This is a genomic window from Rhizobium sp. ARZ01, from assembly GCF_014851675.1.
Classification (GTDB): domain Bacteria; phylum Pseudomonadota; class Alphaproteobacteria; order Rhizobiales; family Rhizobiaceae; genus Mycoplana.
In genome coordinates, this window is sequence record NZ_JACVAE010000004.1 from 211,289 (window position 1) to 237,052 (window position 25,764).

The window sequence follows — 25,764 nt, forward strand, 5'->3', positions numbered from 1 at the left end:
TTACAGTCGTAACGGTCTATTTTGTAACTATCAAGGCGATCGAATGAGCCGGAATTTCAGCACTGGAGACGACAACGAGCGTGGGACTGATTTCGACCTTGGCGCGTTCCTGCCCTATCGGCTGAACCGAGCGGCGGAGATGATCAGCCTGCGCTTTGCCGCGCAATACAAGGCGCGCTACGAAATGACGCGCCCGGAATGGCGGGCGCTCGCCGCCCTCGGCTCCTACGGGCGGATGACGGCGACCGAGGTCGGCGCAAACTCGACGATGCACAAGACGAAGGTTTCGCGGGCGGTGAAATCGCTCGAAGACCGCCGTTGGCTGAAGCGGACGATCGATGAGAGCGACCGTCGCGTCGAGCATCTCGAACTGACCGCGGCGGGTTTTCGCATATACAGGGAAATGGTGGAATTGGCGCGGGCCTATGATCGCGAACTGGCCGCCCTGCTCGGTCCGGCCGGCCTGAGACAGCTGGAGGCTGGTCTTGGCGCGGTGGAGAACGCCATGTCGCCTTCAATGTCTAAGCGTGGACGAGCGAGCTTTAAATAGGGTCAGGAACTATCCCCATCTGCGGCCATGGCCTTGTGCGGCGGGACATGGCCATGCACCGGCTTGCCAGCACACGGACGATACCTGCTGGGAGACGCGGCCAGACGACCCCTTGCCACCGACGGCGCCCACGACAGAAAACCGATGTGGGCACCTTCAATGAAGCAGGCCGTTTCAGTGGTGCAAAGCTGCGCCAGCCACGTTCGTCTCTGTTGCTTGGCGATCTTGTTGAAGCATTCTTCTTAACATTGTTGACTGGTACGCAGCCGGAACGGCTGCGACCGCCAGCGGCTTTGAGATCAGATAGCCCTGGATCCGGTCGCAGCCCATGTCTTTGAGCAACGCCATCTGCTCTTCGCTATCGATTCCTTCGGCGGTAACGATAAGGCCGAGACTGTGGGCGAGATCGATGATGCCCCGCACGATTTTTCAATCGCTTTCGTCAACCACGAGGCCTTGTATGAAGCTGCGGTCGATCTTGATGCGGTCGAGCGGCAGTTCCTTCAAGTGCGTGAGCGAGGCATAGCCTGTGCCGAAATCATCAAAGGCGATTTCAAAACTGGCGCGATGGAGTCGGTCGATTTCTTCCCTCACACGAACGGCCTGCTTGCCGAGGAACATGCCCTCGGTCACCTCGATTGCAATCTTGTCCGCGCCAAGCCCGTCGACACGCAAATCTCCCAGGAGGCGTTCCGTGTATCCCGGTCTCGCAAAATCTGCAGCCGTGGTGTTGATGGCGATCTTGCCGAACGGGATTCCAAGCCTTTGCCATTCGGCGGCTTGCGCGACGACGGCCTGGCGAACAAAGCTGCCAATCGAAGCGGTGATGCGGTGGTCGTCGAAGACTTCCATGAAGCGGCCGGGTGCAATAAGGCCATGCTCGGGATGCTGCCACCGCCACAGCGCCTCCATGCTTTCCGGGCCCCCGGTCAATAAGGAAACTATCGGTTGATAGTGGAGCAGGAACTCGCCCTTCGCCAAGCCATTGCGCGCCTGTTCCTGCAGCGTTAGCCGCCGGGTCGTGGCGATTTCGAGTCCTTCCTGGAAGAACTCGTAGCGATTGCGACCAAGCTCTATTGGGTCGCAACGACGATTATTCCGCGGCTAGCGAGCCGTTCTTGGCTTTGTTGCAGGTCTCTCCTCGTCAGGTCTGCCCGCTCCGGATGGTGCGGAACATCTCTCCAAAGAACTGCCTGTCATGGGTTCCGGAATTGAGCAGGCGGTGGTTCGCCCCGATCAACTCCTGCTGAGTGTATCCGCTAATGTCGCAGAACTTATGATTGGCATAGAGGATCGTGCCATGGGGTCGGTGACGGCGACGATCAGGACGGCATCGACTGCATCGATCCAGAACTCATCATCATGCCCGGCCGGGCCGCCATCAAGGGAATAAGCGAGGCTGTGTCCGGTTTGAGGCTTTGTTGGTGGGGTCCATCTACGGACTCGAGAGGTGGTGCAGATTGGCGCACGGTATTTTCGATTCCTTTGTTATTGCATTCCATTGCGAGGTCGCAGCCTCGTCAGCCCGCCACGATGGAATTTCCCGCTGACGGTCCGTTGAGGCTGGAACGGGGGGGCTTCGGCCGTTTCCATTCACAAATGGTAAATTTCGAGCCACGTATGTTGCTGCGGGCGGGCCGCGTCCCCACCCTCCCCCGCGGCAAGAGATCGATTCTGTTGGGTCAAGCAGCGTAAGAGTACGTGGCTGTGGGCGTTAACCTCTTGTTAACGATAAAGGGTTTGACCAGGCGCGCAAATCAGTTGAAAAACAGTCGCGACGGAATTTTTCCGACTTTTCTCAATTAACCGTCGGATATCATGGAAAACACGCTCAGACGCCCCCAGTACCTCCCTTCCTCTGCTGACCGGATCATGCGACATTCGCAGCTTCTGTCGGCTCAATTGCAGAACCTTCGACAGCAAATGTACCCGCCGGAAGCGATGAAATCGCTGAAGACCTTCTCTTCGAAGGACGCGGCAGCACTCCTTGGCGTGGCCGAGTCGACGTTGCGCCAGATGTCGCTCGACGGCGAAGGGGTGATCCCCGACCGGCAGGATAACGGCCGGCGCGTCTACACGCTGGCGCAGATCAACGAAATCCGCACCTACCTCGCCAATCGCCGCCCCGCGGAGGCGCTCGATTTTCTGCCGCGCCGGCGCCCGGGCGACAAGCTGCAGGTCCTTGCGATCGCCAACTTCAAGGGCGGTTCGGCCAAGACGACGACGACGGTGCACCTGGCGCACTACCTCGCCTTGCAGGGACTGCGCGTGCTTGCGATCGACCTCGATCCGCAGGCCTCGCTCTCCACCATGTTCGGCTATCAGCCCGAGTTCGACGTTGACGCCAACCAGACGCTCTATGCGGCGATCCGCTACGATGAGAACGAGCGGCTTCCCCTCTCCGACGTCATTCGCCAGACCTACTTCGATGGCGTCCACATCGTGCCCGGCAACCTCGAGTTGATGGAGTACGAACATGAGACGCCGCAGGCGATCGCCAACGGCCTGTCGCGTGGCGACGGCATGTTCTTCCGTCGGCTGAAGACGGTTCTCGCCGAGGTGGAGGACGATTATGACGTCGTGCTGATCGATGCCCCGCCTCAACTTGGATACCTGACGCTCGGCGCACTCTATGCAGCGACCGGCCTCCTGATCACCGTGCATCCGGCGATGCTCGACGTCGCCTCGATGAACCAGTTCCTCGCCATGACAAGCGACCTGCTTGGCGTCATCGAGGATGCCGGTGGCGCGTTGGAGCATGACTTCATTCGCTACGTTCTGACCCGTCACAATCCGCACGACGTCCCGCAGGTGAACGTCGTGGCGCTGCTTCGCTCGTTGTTCGGCGAGGACGTGCTGGCCGCGTCCGTGGTCGATACGACCGCCATCGCCAGTGCCGGCTTGGAAAAGAAGAGCCTTTACGAGATGACCCGGGGCAGTGTTGGCCGCGATACGCTCAACCGCGCACTCGAATCCGTCGACGCGGTCAACGCCGAGATCTTTCGCCACATCAAGAACGTCTGGGGACGCAAATGAACAACGCCAGTGACCGCTCGAAAAGAATGAAGGCCATGTTTGGCGGCATCAATCCGCAGGAACTGGCTGCTGCCGTCGCCCCTTCGCCGATGTCGCAGACGAGCCGCCGCGTTTCCGCCGGTGCTGTGCGCTCGATGCAGGATTCTTTTTCTGCCATCGAGGATGAGAACGTCAGGCTGCGTGAACAAATTGCGGGTTCAGAAGCCGTCATCGAAATCGCACCGGACCAGCTTGCCCCCTCCTTCGTGCGCGACCGCATGGACGAACAGACCGATCCTGGCCTCGACGAACTCGTTCGCAGTCTGCGCGAACACGGGCAGCAGGTGCCGGTCCTCGTTCGTCCGCACCCCGACGGGTCCGGCCGCTACCAGATCGCCTATGGCCATCGCCGCTGGCAGGCCGCGAGCAAGTTGAACCGTCCGGTCAAGGCGGTCGTGCGCGAACTCTCCGACGACGCGCTGGTGATCGCACAAGGCAAGGAGAACAGCGAGCGCAAGGATCTTTCCTTCATCGAGCAGGCGCTGTTTGCTTATGAACTGAAGGATCGCGGCTTCGACCGACAGACGATTGCTGCAGCGCTCGGTCGTAGCGAGGACAAGGGGCTCGCCTACATCTCGATCCTCACCTCGCTGGCCGGAACTCTTGCCACTGAGGTCGTTCGCAAGATCGGCCCGGCGCCGAAGACCGGGCGTCCGAAATGGGAGAAGCTCGCGGCTCATTTTGCCGATCGCAAGCTGCCGGCTGCGCGCTCCTCTGCCGCAAATGGATTGATGTCGTCGGACAAGTGGCTGGGCGCTGACAGCGACGCTCGCTTTGCCATGCTGCTTTCGCTTCTGGAGGCGAAAGAGAAGCCTGCCACGGCGAAGAGCACGATCAAGGGCGAGGCGGGGCAGGATGCCGTCACGATCGAGCGGGCTGGAGCCGTGACGCGCTTTGCCGTCGATGAGCGCCTGTCGCCTGGGTTCGCTGAATGGCTGGCCTGCGAAATGCCGGCGCTTGTGGCGCGCTTCGAGAAGGTGCGCGCGTAGCCCGGGTCCGGGCGAGGGCGGTGCATGCCGCCGCCCTTGCTCAAGCCCCGCCGGGGGCACAGCGATCGACTGCCGCAGAGATCGCAGATGAGGACTTCTCCCAGTCCTTGCAAAAGCTGGCTGGCAGGCGGGAAGAGCGCGGACGAGCCGCTGGCAGACAAATTCAGCTCTATCCGTCTGAAATTATTTCATAAAATTCTAGATAGTTCCAGCTGTAACTCCTGTCTGCCCAATGGGCCTCGCGATGCGGCCAAATGGAGTTGCGACTTCCAATCGCGTCACCTAGGCGCCGATAGACTCCCTGATCTCTGCTGTCGCGCCACCCGCCATGTGGATACCAAGGCCTTGAAATATATTGCTAATCGATTTGAATTTGTTTCAATCGATTTGGTGTATGGTGTTCGGTGGTCGGCCTGTTGCCAGGCTCCGCGCATATGTGATTAGTGCGGTCCACGAAGGGATTTACTCGAAAAGGAGAAACGGAATGGCGTTGATTACCATGCGGCAGTTGCTCGATCATGCTGCTGAGAATGATTACGCGCTGCCCGCGTTCAACGTGAACAATCTGGAATACATTCAGGCTGTCATGCGCGCAGCCGACGCAACGGATTCGCCGGTGATCCTCCAGGCAAGCCGCGGTGCGCGCGCCTATGCCGGCGATGCCTTCCTGCGGCACCTGATCCTCGGCGCTGCGGAAGAGTATCCGCATATCCCGGTCTGCCTGCATCTCGACCATGGCGACCAGCCCTCTACCTGCATTTCGGCCATCACCAACGGCTTCACCTCGGTGATGATGGACGGCTCGCTGCTTGCCGACGGCAAGACGGTTTCGAGCTACGAGTACAATGTTGATGTCACGGCGGAAGTCGTGAAGATCGCACATGCGGCCGGGGTCTCGGTCGAAGGCGAACTCGGCTGTCTCGGCAATCTTGAGACCGGCGCCGGCGACAAGGAAGACGGTCACGGCTTCGAGGGCAAGCTGTCGCGCGAGGAACTGCTCACCGATCCCGATCAGGCGCTCGACTTCGTCAGCAAGACGGGCGTGGATGCGCTCGCCGTCGCCATCGGTACCAGCCATGGCGCCTACAAGTTCACCCGTGAGCCGGACGGCGAGATCCTGTCGATCGAAACGATCGCCAAGATCAACAAGAAGCTGCCGAACACGCATCTCGTCATGCACGGCTCCTCTTCCGTGCCGAAGGACCTGCAGGATCTGTTCAACAGCTATGGCGGCAAGATGAAGCCGACCTGGGGCGTGCCGGTCGCTGAGATCCAGAAGGCGATCCCGCTTGGCGTGCGCAAGGTCAATATCGACACCGACTTGCGCCTGGCCATGACAGGAACGATCCGCAAGAACTTCACCGAAAGCCCGGAAAACTTCGATCCGCGCAACTACCTCAAGCCCGCCACGGCGCTGATGACGGAAGTCTGCAAGGAGCGCTTCGAAGCCTTCCGCACCGCCGGCAAGGCCTCCAAGATCCGCGCCAAGCGGCTGGCGGAGATGGCGAAGTTCTACGCTTCGGCCAAGTAGATGAAAGCGGGGCGGGGAGGCGACTTCCCGCCCCGCTGATTTTCGCCGGACAGGCTGCCTTTGGCCATCGAACAGTGGCCATGGATAGTTGCAGAGCGGCAGATCACCCTATGTGACGCCGCTACCGTGAAACAGCGACCGCCAAGGGCCGGTGCTGAGAATTCCAGCGGCGAGGCCGTGACTCACCAGCGCGGCAGGGTTCAGACATCGCCATCTGGGGCGCTCCGATAAGCGTGCACGAAGAACCACATCACGGCGTCGCTTGGCGGACTGTTGCTGCCCGTCTCAAAGTCCCGCAGCTTTTGTCAGATTTATGCGGAAGCGGTCGCGTCGCCGTTGGTAGCGACGGGTCATTTCGGCAGAGGTGTGCCCGAGCTGTTTTTGCACATGGCGCTCGTCCACTTCCGCGGAGGAGGCGAGCCCGGCTCGCAGGGAGTGGCCGGCGAATCTCTGCTTGCGCTCGTTTTCGGTGAGATCGCCGCGGACGCCGGCGGCAACTGCGGTGCGCTTGACGAGCCTCGCCACTTCCTGATCGTGAAGCCGCTCCGAACCGACAGTCGTGCCTCGGCCTGCCACACGCCGGAAGAGGGGGCCGTTCGCCAGTCTGGCATACTTGATCCACGTCATGACCGCCGTGAGCGGGCAGGTATTCTCGGTAGAGCCGGCCCCGATCTCCACTTCGCGCCAACCGGTCTTGCCGCGCAGTGTCACAAGAACTCCTTTGGCGAGGATCTCGATCCAGCCACGGCCGTCCTCAGTCTGGTCACGGCCGAGGTCGAGGCCTGTGATTTCGGAGCGACGAAAACCCCCGGCGTAGCCCAGGAGAAGTATGGCACGGTCGCGCAAGCCCCGGAGGCTGCCACGATCAAGCGTTTCCAGCATGGCGATCAGATCCTCAGGGAGGATCGCTTCCTTCTGGCGGGGCGGGGCGGCGTGCTTGTTGCGAATGCCGGCCATTACGGTGGCGATGGCGCGGTCCCCTCGGTCAAGGGTCAAGCCGCGCTGCGCATAGTTCCAGGCGATCGAGGACAGGCGGCGTTCGATTGTCGAGACGGCTTTCGGTTTGCCGCCACTCTCGGACGAACCGGAGGCGCAGGCGGTGATGTACAGGCCAACCACTTCGGGATCCGCGGGGAGGGGAGGGAGGTTCAGGCGCCGGCACCATGCTGAGAAATGCTTCCAGTCGGACGCGTAGGCACGGCGGGTGTTGATGGCGCTTGCCGCATCGATATAGGCGTGGGCGCGATCGACCAGATCTTCGAGATGGCGGGACGTCTTCAAGCTCGTTCCGCGGCCTGTTGCGCGGGTCACGACAGGCGGTTCCCCGTTGTCATCAACCAATTTCGCCAAGGGCGCATGCTTTGGGTCGTGGTCGGTCATTCGTCCTCGTTAATCTGCTCCATAGTTTGGATTATGGTCACCGGAAAAGGCGACGTGCAACGGCCTCCTGCGGTTGGCGGCATTGGCGGTCCGTCAGAATCACCCCATATCACATTATGCGTAATATGAACGATAATGCAAAATTATCGTTCATAAATGAGATAAGACGGGTTGTGCGGTTTGATCGGTATTCATGCCGTTAACTGCACGTGAGTGTGTATGTCTATCGTGTGGGTTTGCGTTTGCGGGTGTTGCAACGGAACCTTCGACCTCACACTCCAAGGTAACCGGTCACGATTTTCCAATGCGCCATGGCGCGAACACGATGAATGTGGGCGGAAAGAGCAGAGCGGCTGTGATGCGGGGCGACGAAGAGATTTCGGATGGCGGAACCATTGCCTGATCTCCCATGGTGGCGCGAGTCGTTCGACCACCGTTCGATAAAGTGACAACACCCGTAGAAGTGAGCTAAATCGCTTGATGTAGCCGTCGGCTTGCAGCGTCTTGCAAAGGGAATGGGCCGAACTCATCGCGATGTCCATACGGAACATCATCCAATTCACGGTATGTAGGTTCTAGGCTTGCGCTCGCTCGAGTGCAGCCCGGTGAGCCGCTTCCAGCGCTCGATCTCGGCATCTCATCGAAGACGATCCGCCGGTCGGCTCGGTGACCAATGGCACCTCGATGAGGTCTTCATCTCCATGGGCGGCAAGAAGCATTGGCGGGCTGTCGATCAGGGTGGTTTCGTTCTCGACGTGCTGGTGCAGAGCCGCGCAATACCAAGGCCGCCAAACGTCTGATTCGAAAGCTTCTGAAAGGACAGAGGCACTCACCGCGCGTCATGACTACTGACCAACAGCGATCCTATGGCGCAGCAATGCGCGACATCATGCCCGGCGTCGAACATCGTTCGCACAAAGGCCTGAATAACCGGGCGGAGAATTCCCATTAACCGACCCGGTGGCGAGAGCGGATCATGAAGGGCTTCACGTCAGCCCGACATCTCCAGCGTTTCGCTTCCATGCATGCCCCCGTCGCCACCCTTTTTCACATTCCACACCATGAGATCGCATCCGACCATGACCGCGAAATGAGAACCACAGCCGTGCAAATGTGGAACGAAATCGCACGCCTGCAGGCCGCATAAAGCGGAGGCCGAGACTTTTGATCGGAGCTCGTTAACTTTACGGTTCCCGGGGGGTGCCAAAAATCTCTGCGAAAACCATATGCCGCGAGACCCCGGCGACATGCCGGGGCCACGGAATTAACGGCTGAGCCGCAAGATCTCGCCCAGGGCGGCGATCCGGAAATGCGGCTCGGTATCCGCTTCGGCATGCGGCGCGCCTGCGCCTTGGCTCAGCAAGGCCACCTGCATTCCGGCGGCACAGGCGGCGCGCACGCCGGTCTGGCTGTCTTCGATCACCAGAATGTCGGTAGGATCTATGTCGATGAGCCGCGCCGCTCTGAGATAAGACTCCGGTGCGGGTTTTCCTTCAACCACATCGTCAAGCGAGATCGAGCCGCGCATCAGCGCCGTCACACCGATGGCGGCGAGATTGGCATCCACCACGTTGCGGGCGGAATTCGAAGCGCAGACCTGCGCCACGCCCATGGCGTCGAGTGCCCGGATTGTTTCGGCCGCCCCGGCAATCGCGCCGAGCCTGTCCGCGCCCGCTATGTAATGATGGTTGACCCGGCTATGGAATTCCGCCTCAGCCAGCGTTTCCGGCAGTTTTCGGCGAAGCTGCTCCCAGACATCGCGCAGATGTATGCCGATGAAGGTCATCTCCGGCAGGTCGCGCAGATCGAGCCCGTGCTCGCCGCAGGCGGCGACCAGCGCCCGATGGTGCAGCGGCTCGCTGTCGACCAGCGTGCCATCTATATCCCAGGCGACAGCCTTCCACGGGAAGGCGCTCATGACTGCACGCCTTGCAGGCGGCGGTAGAGGTCGCGGAAGGTGGAATAGCCCCGCTCATAGGTGTCGCGATTGCCGGGATTTGGGGTGAACAGCGTGTCGCGGGTGGTAAAGGCCACGATGCCGTCCCACTCGGCCGCGCCAAGGCCGACGGCGGCCGTCCAGGCCGCGCCGAGGCAGGAGCCCGGATGCCCGGCGAGGCGTTGCAACGGCTGGCCGAGGACATCGGCGACGATGCCCATCCAGACGGAGGATTTCGCCCCTCCGTCCGAAACCAGGAAGCGCGTGGTCCGGTGGCCCGCCTCGTTGAAGGTTTCGATATGGTGGCGGATCGCATAGGCATAGGATTCCAGCACCGCCCGCCAGACATGGCCGAGATCATGCGACAATGTCAGCCCGTTCAGCGCGCCCCGCGCCGCGGGATCGTGCAGCGGCGTCTTTTCGCCGAGCAGATAGGGCAGGAAGGTCAGGCCCATCGCCCCCGCCGGGCGTTCGGCGGCCATGGCATCCAGCGCCGCATGGCGTGAGCCTTCGAGGGGGGCGATCCCTCCCGCGAAGGTGTCGACAAACCAGTTCAGCACCGAGCCGCCGGTCGACATGCAGCCGTTCGGCAGCCACAGGCCGGGGATCAGGTGGTAATCGAGAAACAGCCGGGAATCGGGGTTCAACACGTCGGTCGCGGTCAGGATATCCACCGCACCGCCGAATTTCAGCAACACGTCGCCGCTGTGCACCACACCGGCCCCAAGGCAGGAGGCGATCATATCCGCCGCGCCGCCGACAACGGGTATCCCTTCCGCAAGACCCGTCTCGCGTGCGCCTTCGGCGGTGACATGGCCGAGAATGGCCGAGGAGCCGATCAGCGGCGGCAGCAGATGCGGCGGAATCCCGGTCTTTTCCGCCTGTTCGAGGTCGATCGCGCCGCTGGCGACATTGACGATCCCCGCCTCCAGCGCCCAGTTCTGCTCGACGGCGGCTTTGCCGGTCAGACGGTAATTGATGTAATCGTAGGAACCGAGCAGGGTTTTGGCTTTTACCAGCACCTCCGGCTCATGCCGGGCCAGCCACCGGATTTTCGCGCCGACGAGCTGCTGGTTGATGCCGCAGCCCGCCGCGTCGAGAAAGACGGGTTCGTCGATCTCGCGGCGGATATCCTCCACCTCCGCCCCGGCGCGGCCGTCGCTTTGCTGGATCGAGCGGCGCAGAGGCCGCCCCGCCTCATCGAGGAGAACCGTCGCGGGCAGCATTCCAGCCACGCCGATCCCCGCAATATCCGTGGCCTCGATGCCGGATTGCGCCAGGAGATCGGGAATGATGGCGCAGCAGTTCCGCCACCATTCTTCCGGATCCTCCTCAGCCCAGCCGGGCTTTTCCGCATAAAGCGTTACCGGCCGCGAGGCGAGCGCCAGAACATTGCCGGCGGTATCGGCCAGAATGCCGATGGTGGAGGTGGTGCCGATATCGAGGCCAAGAAAGGCGGTCATTCGAGGGTTCATCCCGGAGAGTTTGGGGGTTGCAAGGGATCGGCGACGATGACCCGCACCCCCGCCGCATCCAGCACGGCGGCAAGCTCCGGCGGGGGCGGCGCATCGGTGATCAGTGTCGAGATTTCGGGGAGCGTGGCGATCAGGACGGTCGAGATCCGACGGAACTTGGTGCTGTCCATCAGCAAGACACGCTCGGCCGAGCGTTGCAGGAAAACGGTCTTCACCGCCACTTCCTCGGGCGAATAATCGAAGACGCCTTCGGTCGTCATGCCCGAGGCGGCGAGCAACGCCACATCGAAGTAATAACGGGAAAAGCCGTCCACGGCCTCCTTGCCGGTCAGCGACATTTCCTCGGCGCGGATCAGCCCGCCGCTCATGTAGGTCGCGATCCCGGCCCGCGCCATCGTCATGCCGATGCGCAGGCTGTTGGAGAAAGCGCGGAGCTGCGGATCCGGCCCCGCCTGAACGATGGCGTTGGCAGCGGCCAGAACCGTGGTGCCGAGATCGAAGGCAATGGTCATGCGCCCGGCGACATGGCGGGCGGCAGCTTGCGCGATGCGCGCCTTGCGCTCGGCATTCTGGCGCGACCGGGCCTCGAAAATCGGCTCGGCGTCGTCGATGACGGTCAGCGGCCCGCGCGTGAGCCCGACCGCACCGCCATGGACCCGTTCCAGCAAGCCGTCCCGCTCCAGCTCGGCGAGGTCGCGGCGCACGGTCATGTCCGAAATGCCGAATTCCTGCGCGATATCCGTGACCGAAATAGAGCCGCCGAGGTTCAGGCGTTCGAGAATGCGCGCTTTGCGCGCCTGTGCGGGCGCTCGTGAGCGTTCGCGCAAGGGCGGGGGAAGATTGGTGTTCGTCTTTTCCGGCTGCGTCATGTCTGTGGCCCGTTCCAAATATGAGTGAAAACGATGCTTCCCCAGCTGGTAGCACAGACTGGCAAGAATCTCCCCGTGTTTTCCGGGGCTCTCCGTTGTGCTCTTGCAGTGGATGCGGGCGTGGCTTCGATCATAATGAAACATATAATGCAAATATATCGCACATAATCAAACATTTTTGTTGCGCGACGCAAAGAAATTTGTTTGATTTCGTTTAGCAGGAGGAATGCAGATGGATCCAAGACAACTGGCCGAGCAAAAGCATCCGGGACTGGCGGGCAGGCGCGCCTTCGTGACGGGGGCTGCGACCGGCATCGGCTTTGCAATCGCGAAGGCGTTGGCTGCGCAGGAGATTTCTGTCGTCGTCGCCGACCTCAATATCGAGGCGGCCCACGCTGCCGCCGCCGCGCTCGGCGCAGGTCACCATGCCGTGCAGATCGATGTGCGTGAGCGTCCGTCCGTGCAGGCGGCCTTCGATGAGGCCCTGTCGCTTGCTGGTGGCATCGATATCTGCATCGCCAATGCAGGGGTTTCGACCATGCGCCAAGCGATCAATCTGACCGATGACGACTGGGATTTCAACATGGATGTCAACGCCCGCGGCGTCTTCCTGACGAACCAGGTCGTAGCACGCCATTTTCTCAGCGAAAACAAGGGTGTTATCGTCAATACCGCGTCGCTGGCCGCCAAGATCGGTGCGCCGCTGCTGGCGCATTACTCAGCGTCGAAGTTCGCCGTCGTCGGCTGGACGCAGGGCCTTGCGCGCGAACTGGCCCCGAAAGGGATTCGCGTCAACGCCGTCTGCCCCGGTTTCGTACGCACATCGATGCAGGAGCGCGAGATCCTCTGGGAAGCCGAATTGCGCGGCATGACCCCCGCCGAAGTGCAGGAGGACTATATCCGCCAGACGCCGCTCGGCCGCATCGAAACGCCCGAGGATGTCGCCGGAGTTGTCGTCTTCCTCTGCTCCGATGCGGCGCGCTTCATGACCGGACAAGCCCTGAACGTCACCGGTGGGGTCTATACGACCTGATCCACCTGTTGTTCGATTTTGTTCGAATTGCGCCGCATCCCAACTCCAGCCCACCCATGAGGCTCCTTTGACCGCGATTACACTCGACACCATCAGCCGCGAATATGGCAGCGGGATATTCGGGGTGAGGGATGTTTCCCTCACCATCGAAGAAGGCGAATTCATGGTGCTTCTCGGGCCGTCGGGCTGCGGCAAATCCACGACGCTGCGGATGATCGCCGGCCTGGAGGAAGTCACCGCGGGCCGAATCCGTATCGGCGCGCGCGACGTGACCGAGCTGCCGCCGCGCGCGCGAAATGTCGCGGTCGTGTTCCAGAGCTATGCGCTCTATCCGCACATGTCGGTGCGCGAGAACATGCGTTTCGGCATGAAGATGCGCGGCACGCCACTGGCCGAGCAGGATGCGAGGATCAAGTTGGCTTCCGAGATTCTCGGCCTTGTGCCCTATCTCGACCGCAAACCGGGTGCGCTTTCCGGCGGCCAGCGCCAGCGCGTGGCGCTCGGCCGGGCCATGGTGCGCGAACCGGACGTGTTCCTGATGGACGAGCCGCTGTCCAACCTCGACGCCAAGTTGCGCGGCGAGATGCGGCAGGAATTGGTGAAGCTGCACCGGCGCCTCGGCAAGACCATGGTGTTCGTCACCCATGACCATGTGGAAGCCATGACCATGGGCGACCGCATCTGCATCATGCGCGACGGCTATATCGAACAGGTGGGTGCGCCGCTCGACGTCTATGCCAATCCGGTCAATACTTTCGTGGCGCAATTTCTAGCCTCGCCCGCGATGAACCTCATTCCAGCGCGGCTGACGGCGGCCGGAGGTGCGTTGTCGATCGATGCGGGACCGGTCTCGGGCGTCCTGCCTGGGGCCCAGTCCGCGCTCTACGCCCGTGCGGCGGCGGAACCGGTGATGCTCGGGCTGCGCGCCGAGGATCTCTTGACCGAGCCCACGCCGGATACTCTGCCTGTTACGGGCAAGGTGGTGATGCGCGAGGCGCTGGGCGCGGAAAACCTGATCGGCATCGAGGCTGGCGGCGTCACGGTGTCGGCGCGCACCGGACGGCATTTCCTGCCCGCCTTCGGCGATCAGGTGACGCTGCATGCTGATATGGATGCGATGCATCTGTTCAACGCCGCCTCGGGCGCGGCCTATCCGCGAAAGGCGTGAGCCATGCTGCGGCGCGTCCTTTCCCATATCGGCCTGATCGTCGCCTGCATGATCGTGCTTTTGCCGATTCTGTGGGTGTTGCGCACCTCGCTGGTGCCCGAGCGCCTGTCCTATTCGACGGCGATTTTCCCCGAACTCACCCTCGACAACTATCGAGCGCTGTTCGGTCAAAAGAATTTCGGCACGAACTACCTCAATTCGCTGATCGTGGCGGCGATGTCGGTGGTGCTGTCGATGCCGCTGGCGGCGATGACCGGCTATGCCTTCGCCCGCTTTCGCACCGGCGGCAAATTCGCCCGCTTTGCGACGCTCGCCAGCCAGATGCTGCCGCCGGTCGCCCTGGCCCTGCCGGTTTTCATGCTGTACCGGCTGGCGGGGCTGACCAATTCGCTGACCGGGCTGACGCTGGCCTATGCCGCGATCAACCTGCCTTTTCTCACCTGGATCCTGATGGGTTTCTTCGAGTCCATTCCCGAGGAACTGGAAGGGGCCGCCATGACCGACGGCGCCACCCGCTGGGGCGCATTCTGGCGCATCGTGCTGCCGGTGGCGACCCCCGGCATCATGGCCGCCGCCGTGCTGGGCTTCATCCTGTCGTGGAACGAATTTCTCTTCGCACTGATCCTTGGCGGCTCGAAAACCGCCACCGTGCCGGTGGCGCTCGCCGCGCTGCAAACATCGAACGGCGTTCAGATCGCGCAAGTCTCCGCCGGGGTCTCGCTCGCCATTCTACCGCTGCTGATCGCGGTGCGCTTCATCCAGAAATATCTGGTGCAGGGCCTGTCCTTTGGCTCAGTCAGATAAGTGCCTTCATGCCGACAGAAATGAAACCAGAGAGGAACACATGAAAACCGGATTGAAAAACAAAGCCTTCCTTGTCGCAGGCAGCCTGGCTGCCACTCTTTGGGCGGAGACCGCCCTTGCCGAAGGCGTGGTTTTGCGCGCGCTGATGGAGGATGTGCCCGAGACGAAAATCATCGAGGCGCTGCTGCCGGAATTCGAAACCGAAACCGGCATCAAGGTCGAATTCGAAAAAGTCGGCTATGGCGACATGCATGACAAGTTGGTGGCCCAGCTCGTCGGCGGCGAGAGCCAGTATAACCTCCTGTCGGTCGATTTCCTCTGGGCGGGCGAATTCCCTGCCGGCGGCTGGCTCGAGGATCTGAAGCCCTATGTGGAAAAGACCGGCTTCGACCTGGCCCCGGTCATCCCGTCGATGTTGGACCTTCTCGGCCGTACCGACGAGGCAATGCCGATCCTGCCGATGTACAACTATTCGATGGGGCTGATCTATCGTCCCGATCTTCTGGAGAATGCCGATCTTGCCGCCAAATTCGAAAAGGCGACCGGCAAGAAGCTCGCTGCTCCCGCCACGCTGGATGACTACGTCGCCATTGCGAAATTCATGAAGGCCGAGGGTGGCGTCAACGGCGCTGCCATGCAGGGCCAGCGCGGCGATCCCAACTCGATGGAGTTCTCCAACTACCTCTTCGCCGCGGGCGGCGATTATTTCGGCAAGGACCGCACCGTGGTGCTGAACTCCGAAGCGGGCAAACACGCGCTGAAGCTCTACACCGACATGATCGGCAACGCAGCCCAGACCGGCGCGCTTTCGGCCACGCTCGACGACACGTTGCGGCTGATGTGCGCGGGCGAGTCCTTCTCGATGGTGACCTACTGGTGGATGTTGCCGCAGATCGACAACGCCGAAGCCTGCCCGAAAGTCGCGGGCAAGGTGGCGATCTCGGTGATGCCGGGCGGCCATGGCGAAAGCGGCGGCTGGGGCTGGGGCATTCCCAAGAACATCCCTGACGACCAGAAGGAAGCCGCCTGGAAGTTCATCTCGTGGGTGCAGTCCAAGGATGTCTCGGTGAAGCGCGCTCTACAGGGGCATGCCCCGGTGCGCTCGGATGTGTTCACGGATCCGGCGGTGCTGGCGAAGTATCCGTTCTACGCGCTGGCCGGCGAGATCGTGGCCGCGGGCAAGAGCTTCCCGATCTTCACCTACTCGCCGCAGTACGAGGACCTGCTCGGCACCCAGATCTCGCTTGCCGCCAGCGGTGACGCAACGGTGGATGCCGCGCTGGAAGCTTCGGCCAAGGGGCTGCAAGAACTTTTGGCCAAGTAAATTCCGTGCTTGCGGGCCCCGTTGGTGGCCCGCAAGCCGCTATCCGATTTCGCCGTGTAACGGCGTGAGAATATCAAAGGGATCGTCGCATGAACGCGATCGCACGAAACAGGATCCGTGCCGGATGGAGCTTCGCAGCTCCGGGCCTGACCATGCTGACCGTGGTGATGGGGTTTCCGCTGCTCTACGCGCTGGCGATCTCGCTCTCCACGATGACCATGATCAAGCCCGCATTGAATGTCGCCGGCATGGCGAATTTCCTGAAGATCGCCAGCGAGCCGCTGTTCTGGCATTCGCTGTGGCTGACGCTGCGCTATTCGGCGGCCGCCGTGATCGGCGAGTTCGTCATCGGCCTGGCGATCGCGCTGATGCTGCGGCAGATTTTTACCGCACGCGGGCTCTATTTCGCCATCCTCACCGTGCCGATGGCCATGTCGCCGGTCGCCGTGGCGCTGATCTGGCGCATGCTGCTGCAGCCCAATCTGGGCATCGTCAACCAGACGCTTGCGGCAATGGGCCTGCCCATGGTCGACTGGCTGGGCGACAGTTCCCTCGCGCTTTCCACACTGATCTCAATCGACATCTGGCAACAGACGTCCTTCGTCGTCCTTCTGCTGTCGGCCGGGCTCGCCTCCTTGCCGAAGGAGCCCTACGAGGCCGCCGAAGTGGATGGCGCGGGCCCGCTCCAGCGGTTCTGGTACATCACCCTGCCGCTGCTTCGCCCGGTTTCGGTCATTGCGATCGTGATCCAGCTCATCAACGAATTCCGCACCTACGACCTGATCTATGTGCTGACCAAGGGCGGCCCCGGCGTCTCGACCGAGCTTCTGTCCTTCTTCGCCTACAAACGAGCCTTTCAGGGTCTGCAGGTGAACGAGGGCTCCGCCGCCGCTTTCATTCTCCTCCTGATCATCCTGCTGATCACCATCGTCTTCTTCTGGCTGATCGAACGCCGGAAAAGCTGATCGCCCTTCCCAACCCTCTCAACCCAAGACTCGCCTTACGCCTTCCGGCTGGCGGAAAACGGAGAACAACATGACGAAATTTGCCGATCTTTTCCGCGGAATCAAACCGGTCATCGCGATGGTTCACCTGAACCCGATGCCCGGCACTCCGCTTTACGACGCCGATGCCGGGGTCGAGGGCATCTACCAGAGCGCCCTGAGGGATCTCGATGCCCTGCAGGCCGCCGGGGTCGACGCCGTGATGTTCGGCAACGAAAACGACCGTCCCTATGAGCTCAAGGTCGATATCGCCACCACCTCGGCCATGGCCTTCGTCATCGGCCGCCTTGCCGAGCGGATCGAAAAGCCCTTCGGCGTCAATGTGCTGTGGGATCCCGACAGCACCGTCGCGCTGGCGGCGGCCACCGGCGCGTCTTTCGTGCGTGAGATCTTCACGGGCACCTATGCCTCGGACATGGGCCCCTGGACCCCGAATGCGGGCCGCGCCATGCGCCGCGCGCGCCAGCTCGACCGTAAGGATCTGGTGATCCTCAACAATGTTTCGGCCGAATTCGCCGCTTCGCTCGACAGCCGCCCGCTCGCGGACCGGGCGCGTTCGGCGGTGTTCTCCTCGATTCCCGATGCCGTGCTGGTCTCGGGCGCTATCACGGGGGAGTCGGCGAAGATGGTCGATCTGGAATCGGTGAAGAAAGCGCTGTCCGATACGCCTGTTCTCGCCAATACCGGGGTCAAGCATGCGACGGTCACCGATGTGCTGAAGGTCGCCGATGGATGCGTCGTGGGCTCCTCGCTCAAGATCGATGGTCATACCTGGAACGCCGTCGATCCGCAGCGGGCGAAAGAATTCATGGCCATCGTGCGCAAGACGCGCGGCTGACCGAAAGGCCGGGTGCGCGCTTGCGCGCTCCCGGTCCGCTAACGAGGCTATTGGTTTCTGCCGGACGCCGGCGCAGAGGATGAGAGACAGCAGCATCACCTGCGGTTTCTACTTCTCCGAAGGCGCGGAGGGAATGGTCGTTTTCTTCGGGTGAGCTGATGCTGACGAGAAGGAAGGTCTCGAAGCTCGGCTGGCTCCATGGTTTGACGATAATGCGGTGAGTGTGTGTGGCCAGCGCGGATCCGTGTGACGTGGGGTGACGAAGAGATATCGAAGCGCGGAGAAGATCGAAATGAAGCGCTGTAGACTTCCTGTTGATCGGAAACCTTGCATCGTCCTTTCCCGCTTTCGCAGCGGCAGATGAGAATTTTCCGCTCGATTGTTGAGACCCTTGTGGGATCGGTGCTCGACAGCCGGCATAACGTCACGCTTGGCTGCGCCATATGGGCGGAGCTTGTCCGTGATGATCCGCTTGGGCGGCATGCCTGCTTTCTTCAGTAGCCTGATGAGCAATCGCTTGGCGGCTTTCGTATCGCGTCGGCTCTGAACAATCTCGTCGAGAACCGACACCGTCCGCCTTTTCCTGCTGCCTGAACAGCCTGCGGCGACTGGTCGAACACAACGCAGTGATGGCCATTCCTGAGCAGCCGGCGCGCCGTATTGGCACCCATGCGGCCGAGTCCGATCATACCGAGCTGCTTGACACTTTCCTTGCAATGTTGAATCGAGGCTGGCCAACGGACTGCATTTTCGAGCACCCCATGCCCCTACTGGCTTCTCGATCCCTGTCGCACTGGGCACGCGCAAAACGGTCATTTGCGCACCGACGCGGTCTCGTTCCACAGCGGATCACCGGATCGGACCCATCCTGTTCGAAACCGAGGATACTGACCGATGCCGTGCTCAACTGAAAATATCTGCCCGCCGCAGGGGCGAGCCCGAGCCCGCGGGCGGTGAGGGTGCGCAGGAATTGGCCGCTGGAAAAAAGCAGCACGTCTCCATCGATGGCGCTAACGCGCGCGAGCACACGATCCGCCCTCGCGCCAACATCCGCCGGCGTCTCACCGCCGGGGCAACCATCGCGAAAAAGTTGCGGGCCTCTCCTTGTGAATGTCGACGATGCGGCGGCCTTCATAGGCGCCGTAGATCCATTCCAGAAGGTCGCGAGCGACTTCCACTGACCCGAAACCGGCGATGTCGCAGGTCTGAACGGCTCGCTGCATTGTTTTGCTTCTTGCCGGATGCGGACGGGCCCGGCTGTCATTAGTGCAAGCTATACCATCGCTAAAACTGATGGTACTCCTACCGCGACGCGTCGTAGATGAGAAAGATAGTCTCGACCGAGCGCCGCTGTCGCCTTCACTCGCAAGACGTCGCGGTTCGACTATGCTTGATTGCCGACGATTTGAAGGCAAAGGTTAAGCTGGGGAGCCTGTGTTGCGCCGATCCAAGCGAGGTAGCGGCCGACCGACGCTTGCAGATGTCGCAAGCCATGCCGGCGTGGGCACGATCACGGTATCCCGCGCGCTGCGCGAGCCCGAGCGCGTCTCGAACGCGCTGCGCGCGCGGATCGACGCCGCGATCGACGCCCTGGGCTATGTTCTCAATCCGAATGCACGGGCACTTGCCTCCGCGCGCGCAGACGTCATCGGTGTCCTCATTCCCTCGCTGACCAACAACGTGTTTGCCGAGGTTCTGCGTGGCATTCATGACGGGCTGGACGACAGCACCCTGCAGATACAGTTCGGCAACACACACTATTCGGCGGACGAGGAGGAACGGCTGCTGAAAGTCTTTATCGCGCAACACCCCTCCGCCCTCATTGTTTCCGGCATCGACCAGTTGCCCGCAACCCGCCGCCTTCTCGAAGCCGCAGGTTGCCCCATCGTTCAGATCATGGAGATTGGCCCAGACCCAATCGATATGATGGTCGGCTTTTCGCATTTCGAAGGCGGCCGCGCAGTGACCGACCACCTGCTTGGGGCGGGATGCCGACGCATCGGCTTTCTGGGCGCACGCATGGATCCGCGTACGCAACGGCGCCTCGCAGGCTACCGGGCGCTGTTGCAGGCCAGTGGTATGTTCGACGAGGCGCTGGTGACGATCACGCCCTTGCCTTCAAGCGCATCGATGGGTGTTGATCTGTTTCGTCGGGCCTTGAGCAAGGCACCGGACCTGGACGCGATCGTTTGCAACAACGATGACCTGGCGCTCGGCGTGCTGTTCGAGTGCCATCGGACAGGAATCCCAGTTCCGGAACGCATGTGTATCGCCGGGTTCAATGATCTCGAGATGATGGCCGTTGCTTATCCACCGATCACCAGCGTACGTACACCACGATACGAAATCGGGCGACGGGCGATTGCCATGGCCCGCGCAGCGCTTGACGGCGAACGCCCCGAGCCTTCCGTTGTCGACCTTGGTTTCGAACTGAAAATCCGCGAAAGCACGACCCGGGCACGAGCGAAGAAGTGACCGGAGGCGATGCATCACGCCCGCTTTACAACTCAAATTGGTAGCGCTACCATCGTTTGGTGGCGTCAAGGGAGGAGCTCGCGAGACGTCACCGGAATAGCGCATCGAGATGAACTGTCGGAATGGTTCTGGAATGCAGGCCATTGCCTGCTGCACGTGCTCGATCTTTCCGGTTTTGTTTATTTCGATTCCGCGTCCCGCACCACAACGACCGGGAGGGAATTCGATGCAAAGGCCTTTCCTCAGTGGCCTTCTCGCCACTGCTGCGATTATCCTCGCCTCCACGACCGCACGCGCCGAGCCTGAAGTTGTCAGCGGCCCCGCTGCCGAACCGGAGTGCTTCGCGCCATGGACTGCGGAAGCAAAATTCTTCAAGTTCCCGAAAAAGGAAGGTCCCTATCGGATAGCCCTTGCAAACGGCTTCATTGCCAACACCTGGCGCATTCAGATGGTCCAGACGGCGAAGGCCTATTCGGCACAACCAGACGTCGCCGCCAAGCTCAAGGAGTTCAAGGTCGTCTCGACTGGGGAAGATGTCCCCGCACAGATATCCGCCATCAACAATTTCATAGATTCCGGCTTTGACGCAATCGTTGTCAACGCACAGAACCCGACAGCCTTCGGCCCGGTGATCAAGCGCGCCAAGGAGGCCGGCGTCGTGCTCGTCGCCTTCGACAACATTCTCGACACCGAGGATGCGATCAACGTCAACGTCGACCAGAAGGGTCTCGGCATCCTCTGGGCCAACTGGCTGGCAAAGCACCTGCCCGAAGGCGGCAAGATCCTCGAGGTCCGCGGCGTCGCCGGCACCTCGGTCGACACCGATCGGCATAACGGGATCCATGAGACGCTCGGCGCTACGGGCAAGACATGGGATGTGGTGGAAGTCGTCGGCAAGTGGGACGATCCGACCGCGCAGAAAGCCACGGCGGATGCGATCGCCGTGCACAAGAAATTCGACGGCATTACCGCCCAGGGCGGCGACACCGGTGTGGTGCAGGCGATGATCGACGCGGGGCACCCCTTCGTGCCCTTCGGCGGTGAGACGGAGAACGGGTTCCGCAAGTTCTGTGCCAAACACGCAGGCGAAGGCCTGAAATGCTCATCTGCCGGCACCGGTCCCGCCCAGGTGGCGGTCGCGATCAAGACGGCGATCGCAGCCCTTGAGGGCCAGGTGGTGCCGCAATCGATCAAGCTGCCGCTCGCCATCGTCGAGGATCCGAACTTCAAGGCAGGCCAGGACTTCTATCCCGACCAGTCCGATAACTTCTTCGTCGGCAATTCCTTCCCGACCTGCGGAATCAACTTCAGCGCGCAGGAAATCATGGGGCAGACGAAGGAAAACCAGTAAGGCGGTCCAATTTTGCCCCGTCCAGGCGATGTTGCGGTCAGAGCCGCGGCATCCCACGAGAACGGCGCCGGGAGCGCGATGGAACGGTCCGATCAAAACATCCCCGCGTAACGCTGCCGGTTTGGCGGCGGGAGCACAGAACGAGGGGCCACGACGGCAATGCAGTCACAGGGCGCGACTCCGCTTTTTCGGATGGAGGGCATCTGCAAGCGCTATGGCGGAGTCCGCGCCCTGGAGAACGCATCGCTCGTGGTCGAGGCCGGCCGCATCCACGCGATCCTCGGCGAAAACGGGGCGGGAAAGTCAACCCTGATCAAGATCATGGCCGGCGTCGTTTCCCCGGACGAGGGCCGTATGCTCCTTGATGACCGCGAGGCGGCGTTCCGGTCGCCGGCGCAGGCGGCCCACGCCGGAATCGCCTGCGTGTTTCAGGAACTATCGCTGGTTCCTGACTTGAGCGTCGCCGACAATATCTCAATCTCCAACCCGCCGTGTCGATTCGGACTGATCGACCGCGCCGCGCAAAGGCGGCTAGCGGAAGAGGCGCTTGCCCGAGCCGGCGCCGAAGATATCCACCCTCGCACGCTCGTTCGCCACCTGCCCCTGTCGCGCCGCCAGATGGTGGAGATCGCCAAGGCGCTCGCTTGGAAGCCGCGCATCCTGATCCTCGACGAAGCCACGTCGGCGCTGACGGCCGGCGACGTGGCGAAGGTGTTCGCCGTGCTCAGGCGGCTGCGTTCCGAGGGCCTGGCGCTGCTCTACATCTCCCATCGCATGCAGGAGATCAGAGAGATTGCTGACGAATGCACCGTTTTCCGCAACGGCCGCAACGTGGCAAGTTATGCTGCCGGAACCCGCTCCGGTAGCGAGGTGGTCGAAATGATGATCGGTCGCGAGGTCAGCAGCGTCTTTCCGCCCAAGCCGCAGCGGCAGCGCGAGGCCCATCCCCTGCTGGCCTGCGATATGTTCAGCTGGTCCGACCGGCTGCGCGATATCACACTGAGAGTCCGCCCCGGCGAGGTCGTCGGGCTCGGCGGGCTGGACGGCCAGGGTCAGCGCGACTTGCTCCTCGGGCTTTTCGGCGTCCTCAGGGGAACGACCGGCACAGTGAGCATCGATGGCGTGGTGACATCGATCGCAAGTCCCAGGGCCGCGCGCGGGGGCCGGATCGGAATGGCGCTGATCCCGGAGGATCGCAAGTCCGAGGGGCTGATGCAGCCGATGACCGTGCGCGAGAACCTCTCCTTCGCCGCGCTCGACCAGCTGTCGGTGCGCGGCGTCATCAACCGCGACAAGGAAGCACGTGAGATCGACGAGCTGATCCGCCTGCTGGCCATCAAGTCCGCCGGTCTCGACGCTCCTGTCGGTTCGCTGTCCGGCGGCAACCAGCAGAAAGTCGTCATCGCCAAGTGGCTGATGCGCCGACCCCGGATCATCCTGCTCAACGACCCGACGCGCGGTATCGATGTCGGCACCAAGCAGGAAATGTACCAGCTGTTACGCCGGCTTGCGGACGCGGAAGCGGCCATCCTCTTCTATTCGACCGACTATGACGAACTGATCGGCTGCTGCGATCGGGTTCTGGTTCTCTACGACGGACGCATCGTGCGCGAACTCGAAGGCGAAGGCATTACCGAGCGCGCACTTGTCGCAAGTGCGCTCCACGTCGACGCGCAAGCGGAGTCCGTGGCATGAGCGAATGGCGCTACTGGCTGAATGAACAGCGCGGGACCTTGATGGGGCTTGCCATCTTTCTCCTGATGTTCGGCGTCTACATTGCCAACCACCCGGCGGGCCTGACCGTCAACGTCGCACAGACGGCAGCCAACAAGGGCGTCCTGCTCGCCTTCATCGCCATGGCCCAGGCAATGGTGGTGATCACAGCGGGCATCGACCTGTCTGTGGGTATGATCTTCGTGCTGACGAACTGCATCGCCTCATGGATCGTCGTCGGCACGCCGATGCAGACGGCGCTCGGCCTTGCTGGCGTGTTGCTCGCCGGGACGATCTGCGGCGCGATCAATGGCTTGCTCGTCATCTATGGCCGGTTACAGCCGATCGTGGCGACGATCGCGACTGGCGCCATCTATTTCGGCCTGGCGTTGCTGCTGCGACCCTTTCCCGGCGGCTCGGTGAACGAGGACCTGGCCGACGCCCTGACCGGGCGGCTGTTCGGCACGATCCCCTCCAGCCTCGTCGGGCTTCTGGGCATCGTCCTTCTCGTCTGGCTGCCCTTCAGGAGTTCGGAGATTGGACGCGCCGCCTATGCGGCAGGCTCCTCCGAGGCGGCCGCGTTCATGTCAGGCGTTCCCATCCGGCGAGCGAAGCTTGCCGCCTACACGCTCGCCGGCCTGCTTGCCGGCATGGGCGGGCTGTTCCTGACTTTCTTCACGTATACGGGCGAAGCGGCTTATGCGAGCGGTAGCGGCTACACGCTCTGGTCGATTGCTGCCGTCGTGCTGGGTGGCGTCTCGCTCTACGGCGGGCGCGGTAGCGCGGTGGGCGCGATCTTCGGCGCGTTTGCCGCACGCACCACCGGTGATATGCTGTTTGTCTTCGACGTCGATCCGCTCTGGCAACCGCTGTTGCAGGGGATCGTGCTGCTCATCGCGATCAGCATCGGTGCCATTGGGCTTTTGCGCGTGCGCAACCGGCTGGACTGGTTCCAATGACAGAGGCAACGGAAAACAAAATGTCCTTCCGCGCCCGGCTGCCCGCTCCGTTCCGCCATGTCGACCCGGCTGTGCTTATCGCCTTCGGTTGCATCCTGCTCCTGCTCCTGCTCGGCAGCCTTTATTCAAGCAATTTCCTCTCTCCTGAATATTTGCTGCAGCAACTGAAGGTCGCCTCGTTCCTCGGCGTGATTGCAGCCGGCATGATGCTGGTGATCCTGCTCGGCCAGATCGACCTTTCCGTACCCTGGGTGATGACGATGGGTGCGATGATGGCCTGCGCGGCCGCAGGGTCCGGCTCCATCGGCACGATCCTCGCCATTCCCTTCGGCATTTTCTGCGGGATGGTCTTCGGCCTGCTGAATGGCTTCGGCGTCGCCTATATGCGCATACCCTCGATGATCGTCACGCTCGCGACGAACGTCGTCGTCCAGGGGCTGATGGTCCTCTACACCGGCGGCTTCTCGCCACAGGACTCGGCGCCCAAAGCAATGCGCTGGCTCGCGACCGGCTTCATCATTCCGGGGGTGCCGAACGCCATCCTCGTCTGGGCGGCGGTCAGTGCTGCGATGGTGTTTCTGCTGATGCGCACGACTTTCGGACGCGCGGTGTATGGCATCGGCAACAGCGAGCGGGCCGCCTACCTCTCCGGGATCGACACCCGCCGCGTCATCATGATCGCCTTTGCCGTTTCCGGCACGCTGAGCGCTTTTGGCGGTGTGCTCCTGGCGGGTTACGCCTCCAAGGCCGCCCAGGCGATGGGCGACGCCTACCTGCTGCCCTCGATCGCCGCCGTGGTGCTCGGTGGCACCTCGATCCTCGGCGGCCGGGGCTCCTACCTTGGTACGGTAGCTGGCGTCATCCTGATCACGTTGCTGCAATCGATTCTGTCCGTCATGCAAATGCCGGAAGCCGGGCGCCAGATCGTCTACGGTTTTGTCATCATCGCCATGCTTCTGCTCTATGGACGGGCTCCTGCGAACCAGTGATTGCGTGGGACTTGATCGCCGTGTCGATCACGCCGCGCTCCTTCCCCCCCTGCACCTCTCCGCGATGTCGGCTGGCGCTGACCACGCGTCAGCTTCGCCGGCTGCCGGATGTATTCGAGTGGCCGGCGTTGGAGGACGCCGCCTTCGCAGACGAGCTGAACGAAATGCGCCGGCAGCCGCGCGTCTGAACGCGATGGGTGCAATAGCGGCCTGATTCGCGGCCCCATATATGAGCAGCGCAGCACTCGCATAGCTGCGTTGCACAATAAATGTTTTCCAATTGGGCAAAATTCCGACATAA

The 25,764-nt window shown here is 62.1% G+C and carries 20 protein-coding genes and 4 pseudogenes; 16 read left to right on the plus strand and 8 right to left on the minus strand.

Annotation, left to right across the window (positions count from 1 at the left end):
- Window positions 1–43: 43 nt before the first annotated feature.
- A complete protein-coding gene (locus tag IB238_RS21190) occupies window positions 44–550 on the plus strand; it encodes a MarR family winged helix-turn-helix transcriptional regulator (protein WP_192251782.1) in 507 nt (168 codons plus the stop codon).
- A gap of 174 nt (window positions 551–724) precedes the next feature.
- On the opposite strand, the pseudogene IB238_RS21200 reads toward IB238_RS21190, so the two are convergent.
- Window positions 725–1,627, minus strand: a pseudogene (locus IB238_RS21200) (EAL domain-containing protein).
- 795 nt (window positions 1,628–2,422) lie between these two features.
- On the opposite strand from IB238_RS21200, the gene repA reads away from it, so the two are divergent.
- The 3 genes from repA to fba all read left to right on the plus strand — a co-directional run bounded on the left by repA (window position 2,423) and on the right by fba (window position 6,145).
- Entirely contained in the window at window positions 2,423–3,586 is a 1,164-nt protein-coding gene (repA, locus tag IB238_RS21210; RefSeq protein ID WP_246723757.1) for a plasmid partitioning protein RepA, read from the plus strand.
- Window positions 3,583–4,614, plus strand: a complete 1,032-nt coding sequence (gene repB / locus IB238_RS21215) for a plasmid partitioning protein RepB (RefSeq protein ID WP_246723758.1) — start codon at window positions 3,583–3,585, stop codon at window positions 4,612–4,614. Before repA ends, repB begins: the two co-directional genes overlap by 4 nt.
- Before the next feature lie 484 nt (window positions 4,615–5,098).
- The gene (gene fba, locus IB238_RS21220) at window positions 5,099–6,145 is read left to right on the plus strand and encodes a class II fructose-bisphosphate aldolase (protein ID WP_192251793.1); all 1,047 of its coding nucleotides are present in this window, start codon (window positions 5,099–5,101) and stop codon (window positions 6,143–6,145) included.
- Between the two features lie 285 nt (window positions 6,146–6,430).
- On the opposite strand, the gene IB238_RS21225 is transcribed toward fba, so the two are convergent.
- On the minus strand, window positions 6,431–7,525 hold the full coding sequence (locus IB238_RS21225; RefSeq protein ID WP_192251796.1) for a tyrosine-type recombinase/integrase: 1,095 nt from the start codon (window positions 7,523–7,525) through the stop codon (window positions 6,431–6,433).
- 641 nt (window positions 7,526–8,166) lie between these two features.
- On the opposite strand from IB238_RS21225, the pseudogene IB238_RS21230 reads away from it, so the two are divergent.
- Window positions 8,167–8,672: pseudogene (locus IB238_RS21230) on the plus strand (DDE-type integrase/transposase/recombinase); the annotation flags it as partial.
- A gap of 117 nt (window positions 8,673–8,789) precedes the next feature.
- On the opposite strand, the gene IB238_RS21235 reads toward IB238_RS21230, so the two are convergent.
- The 3 genes from IB238_RS21235 to IB238_RS21245 are packed head-to-tail and all read right to left on the minus strand — an operon-like array spanning window position 8,790 to window position 11,805.
- Window positions 8,790–9,443 (minus strand): HAD family phosphatase, encoded by a 654-nt coding sequence (locus IB238_RS21235; RefSeq protein WP_192251799.1) that lies wholly within the window; start codon window positions 9,441–9,443, stop codon window positions 8,790–8,792.
- Window positions 9,440–10,924, minus strand: coding sequence for an FGGY-family carbohydrate kinase (locus IB238_RS21240; protein WP_192251802.1), 1,485 nt, complete (start codon window positions 10,922–10,924; stop codon window positions 9,440–9,442). The genes IB238_RS21235 and IB238_RS21240 overlap by 4 nt, the downstream gene beginning before the upstream one ends.
- Window positions 10,925–10,932: 8 nt before the next feature.
- On the minus strand, window positions 10,933–11,805 hold the full coding sequence (locus tag IB238_RS21245; protein WP_192251805.1) for a DeoR/GlpR family DNA-binding transcription regulator: 873 nt from the start codon (window positions 11,803–11,805) through the stop codon (window positions 10,933–10,935).
- 232 nt (window positions 11,806–12,037) lie between these two features.
- Here IB238_RS21245 and IB238_RS21250 point away from each other — a divergent pair, with 232 nt between their 5' ends.
- The 6 genes from IB238_RS21250 to IB238_RS21275 all read left to right on the plus strand — a co-directional run bounded on the left by IB238_RS21250 (window position 12,038) and on the right by IB238_RS21275 (window position 17,976).
- Complete coding sequence (locus IB238_RS21250) at window positions 12,038–12,838, plus strand: SDR family oxidoreductase (RefSeq protein ID WP_192251808.1); 801 nt, start codon at window positions 12,038–12,040, stop codon at window positions 12,836–12,838.
- Between the two features lie 67 nt (window positions 12,839–12,905).
- Window positions 12,906–14,006 (plus strand): ATP-binding cassette domain-containing protein, encoded by a 1,101-nt coding sequence (locus IB238_RS21255; RefSeq protein WP_192251811.1) that lies wholly within the window; start codon window positions 12,906–12,908, stop codon window positions 14,004–14,006.
- Window positions 14,007–14,009: 3 nt separating this feature from the next.
- Complete coding sequence (locus IB238_RS21260; protein WP_246723759.1) at window positions 14,010–14,810, plus strand: carbohydrate ABC transporter permease; 801 nt, start codon at window positions 14,010–14,012, stop codon at window positions 14,808–14,810.
- Between the two features lie 40 nt (window positions 14,811–14,850).
- The gene (locus tag IB238_RS21265; RefSeq protein WP_192251814.1) at window positions 14,851–16,134 is read left to right on the plus strand and encodes an extracellular solute-binding protein; all 1,284 of its coding nucleotides are present in this window, start codon (window positions 14,851–14,853) and stop codon (window positions 16,132–16,134) included.
- An 89-nt stretch (window positions 16,135–16,223) separates the two neighbouring features.
- Window positions 16,224–17,099, plus strand: coding sequence for a sugar ABC transporter permease (locus IB238_RS21270; protein ID WP_192251817.1), 876 nt, complete (start codon window positions 16,224–16,226; stop codon window positions 17,097–17,099).
- A 70-nt stretch (window positions 17,100–17,169) separates the two neighbouring features.
- Entirely contained in the window at window positions 17,170–17,976 is an 807-nt protein-coding gene (locus tag IB238_RS21275; protein ID WP_192251820.1) for a BtpA/SgcQ family protein, read from the plus strand.
- Between the two features lie 211 nt (window positions 17,977–18,187).
- Here IB238_RS21275 and IB238_RS21280 read toward each other — a convergent pair.
- The 3 genes and pseudogenes from IB238_RS21280 to IB238_RS24660 form a co-directional block, all read right to left on the minus strand.
- Window positions 18,188–18,540 (minus strand): annotated as a pseudogene (locus IB238_RS21280) (DDE-type integrase/transposase/recombinase); the annotation flags it as partial.
- Between the two features lie 11 nt (window positions 18,541–18,551).
- Window positions 18,552–18,665 (minus strand): annotated as a pseudogene (locus IB238_RS24650) (NAD(P)-binding domain-containing protein); the annotation flags it as partial.
- A 372-nt stretch (window positions 18,666–19,037) separates the two neighbouring features.
- Window positions 19,038–19,199 (minus strand): histidine phosphatase family protein, encoded by a 162-nt coding sequence (locus tag IB238_RS24660; protein ID WP_246723761.1) that lies wholly within the window; start codon window positions 19,197–19,199, stop codon window positions 19,038–19,040.
- A gap of 211 nt (window positions 19,200–19,410) precedes the next feature.
- On the opposite strand from IB238_RS24660, the gene IB238_RS21295 reads away from it, so the two are divergent.
- The 5 genes from IB238_RS21295 to IB238_RS21315 all read left to right on the plus strand — a co-directional run bounded on the left by IB238_RS21295 (window position 19,411) and on the right by IB238_RS21315 (window position 25,463).
- Complete coding sequence (locus tag IB238_RS21295; RefSeq protein ID WP_192251822.1) at window positions 19,411–20,451, plus strand: LacI family DNA-binding transcriptional regulator; 1,041 nt, start codon at window positions 19,411–19,413, stop codon at window positions 20,449–20,451.
- 226 nt (window positions 20,452–20,677) lie between these two features.
- Window positions 20,678–21,802 carry a sugar ABC transporter substrate-binding protein gene (locus IB238_RS21300; RefSeq protein ID WP_192251825.1) on the plus strand — a complete coding sequence of 375 codons (1,125 nt, stop codon included), beginning with the start codon at window positions 20,678–20,680 and terminating at the stop codon, window positions 21,800–21,802.
- 159 nt (window positions 21,803–21,961) lie between these two features.
- The gene (locus IB238_RS21305; RefSeq protein ID WP_246723762.1) at window positions 21,962–23,497 is read left to right on the plus strand and encodes a sugar ABC transporter ATP-binding protein; all 1,536 of its coding nucleotides are present in this window, start codon (window positions 21,962–21,964) and stop codon (window positions 23,495–23,497) included.
- Window positions 23,494–24,474, plus strand: coding sequence for an ABC transporter permease (locus tag IB238_RS21310; RefSeq protein ID WP_192251828.1), 981 nt, complete (start codon window positions 23,494–23,496; stop codon window positions 24,472–24,474). Before IB238_RS21305 ends, IB238_RS21310 begins: the two co-directional genes overlap by 4 nt.
- A complete protein-coding gene (locus IB238_RS21315; RefSeq protein ID WP_192251830.1) occupies window positions 24,471–25,463 on the plus strand; it encodes an ABC transporter permease in 993 nt (330 codons plus the stop codon). The genes IB238_RS21310 and IB238_RS21315 overlap by 4 nt, the downstream gene beginning before the upstream one ends.
- The last annotated feature ends 301 nt before the right edge of the window (window positions 25,464–25,764 follow it).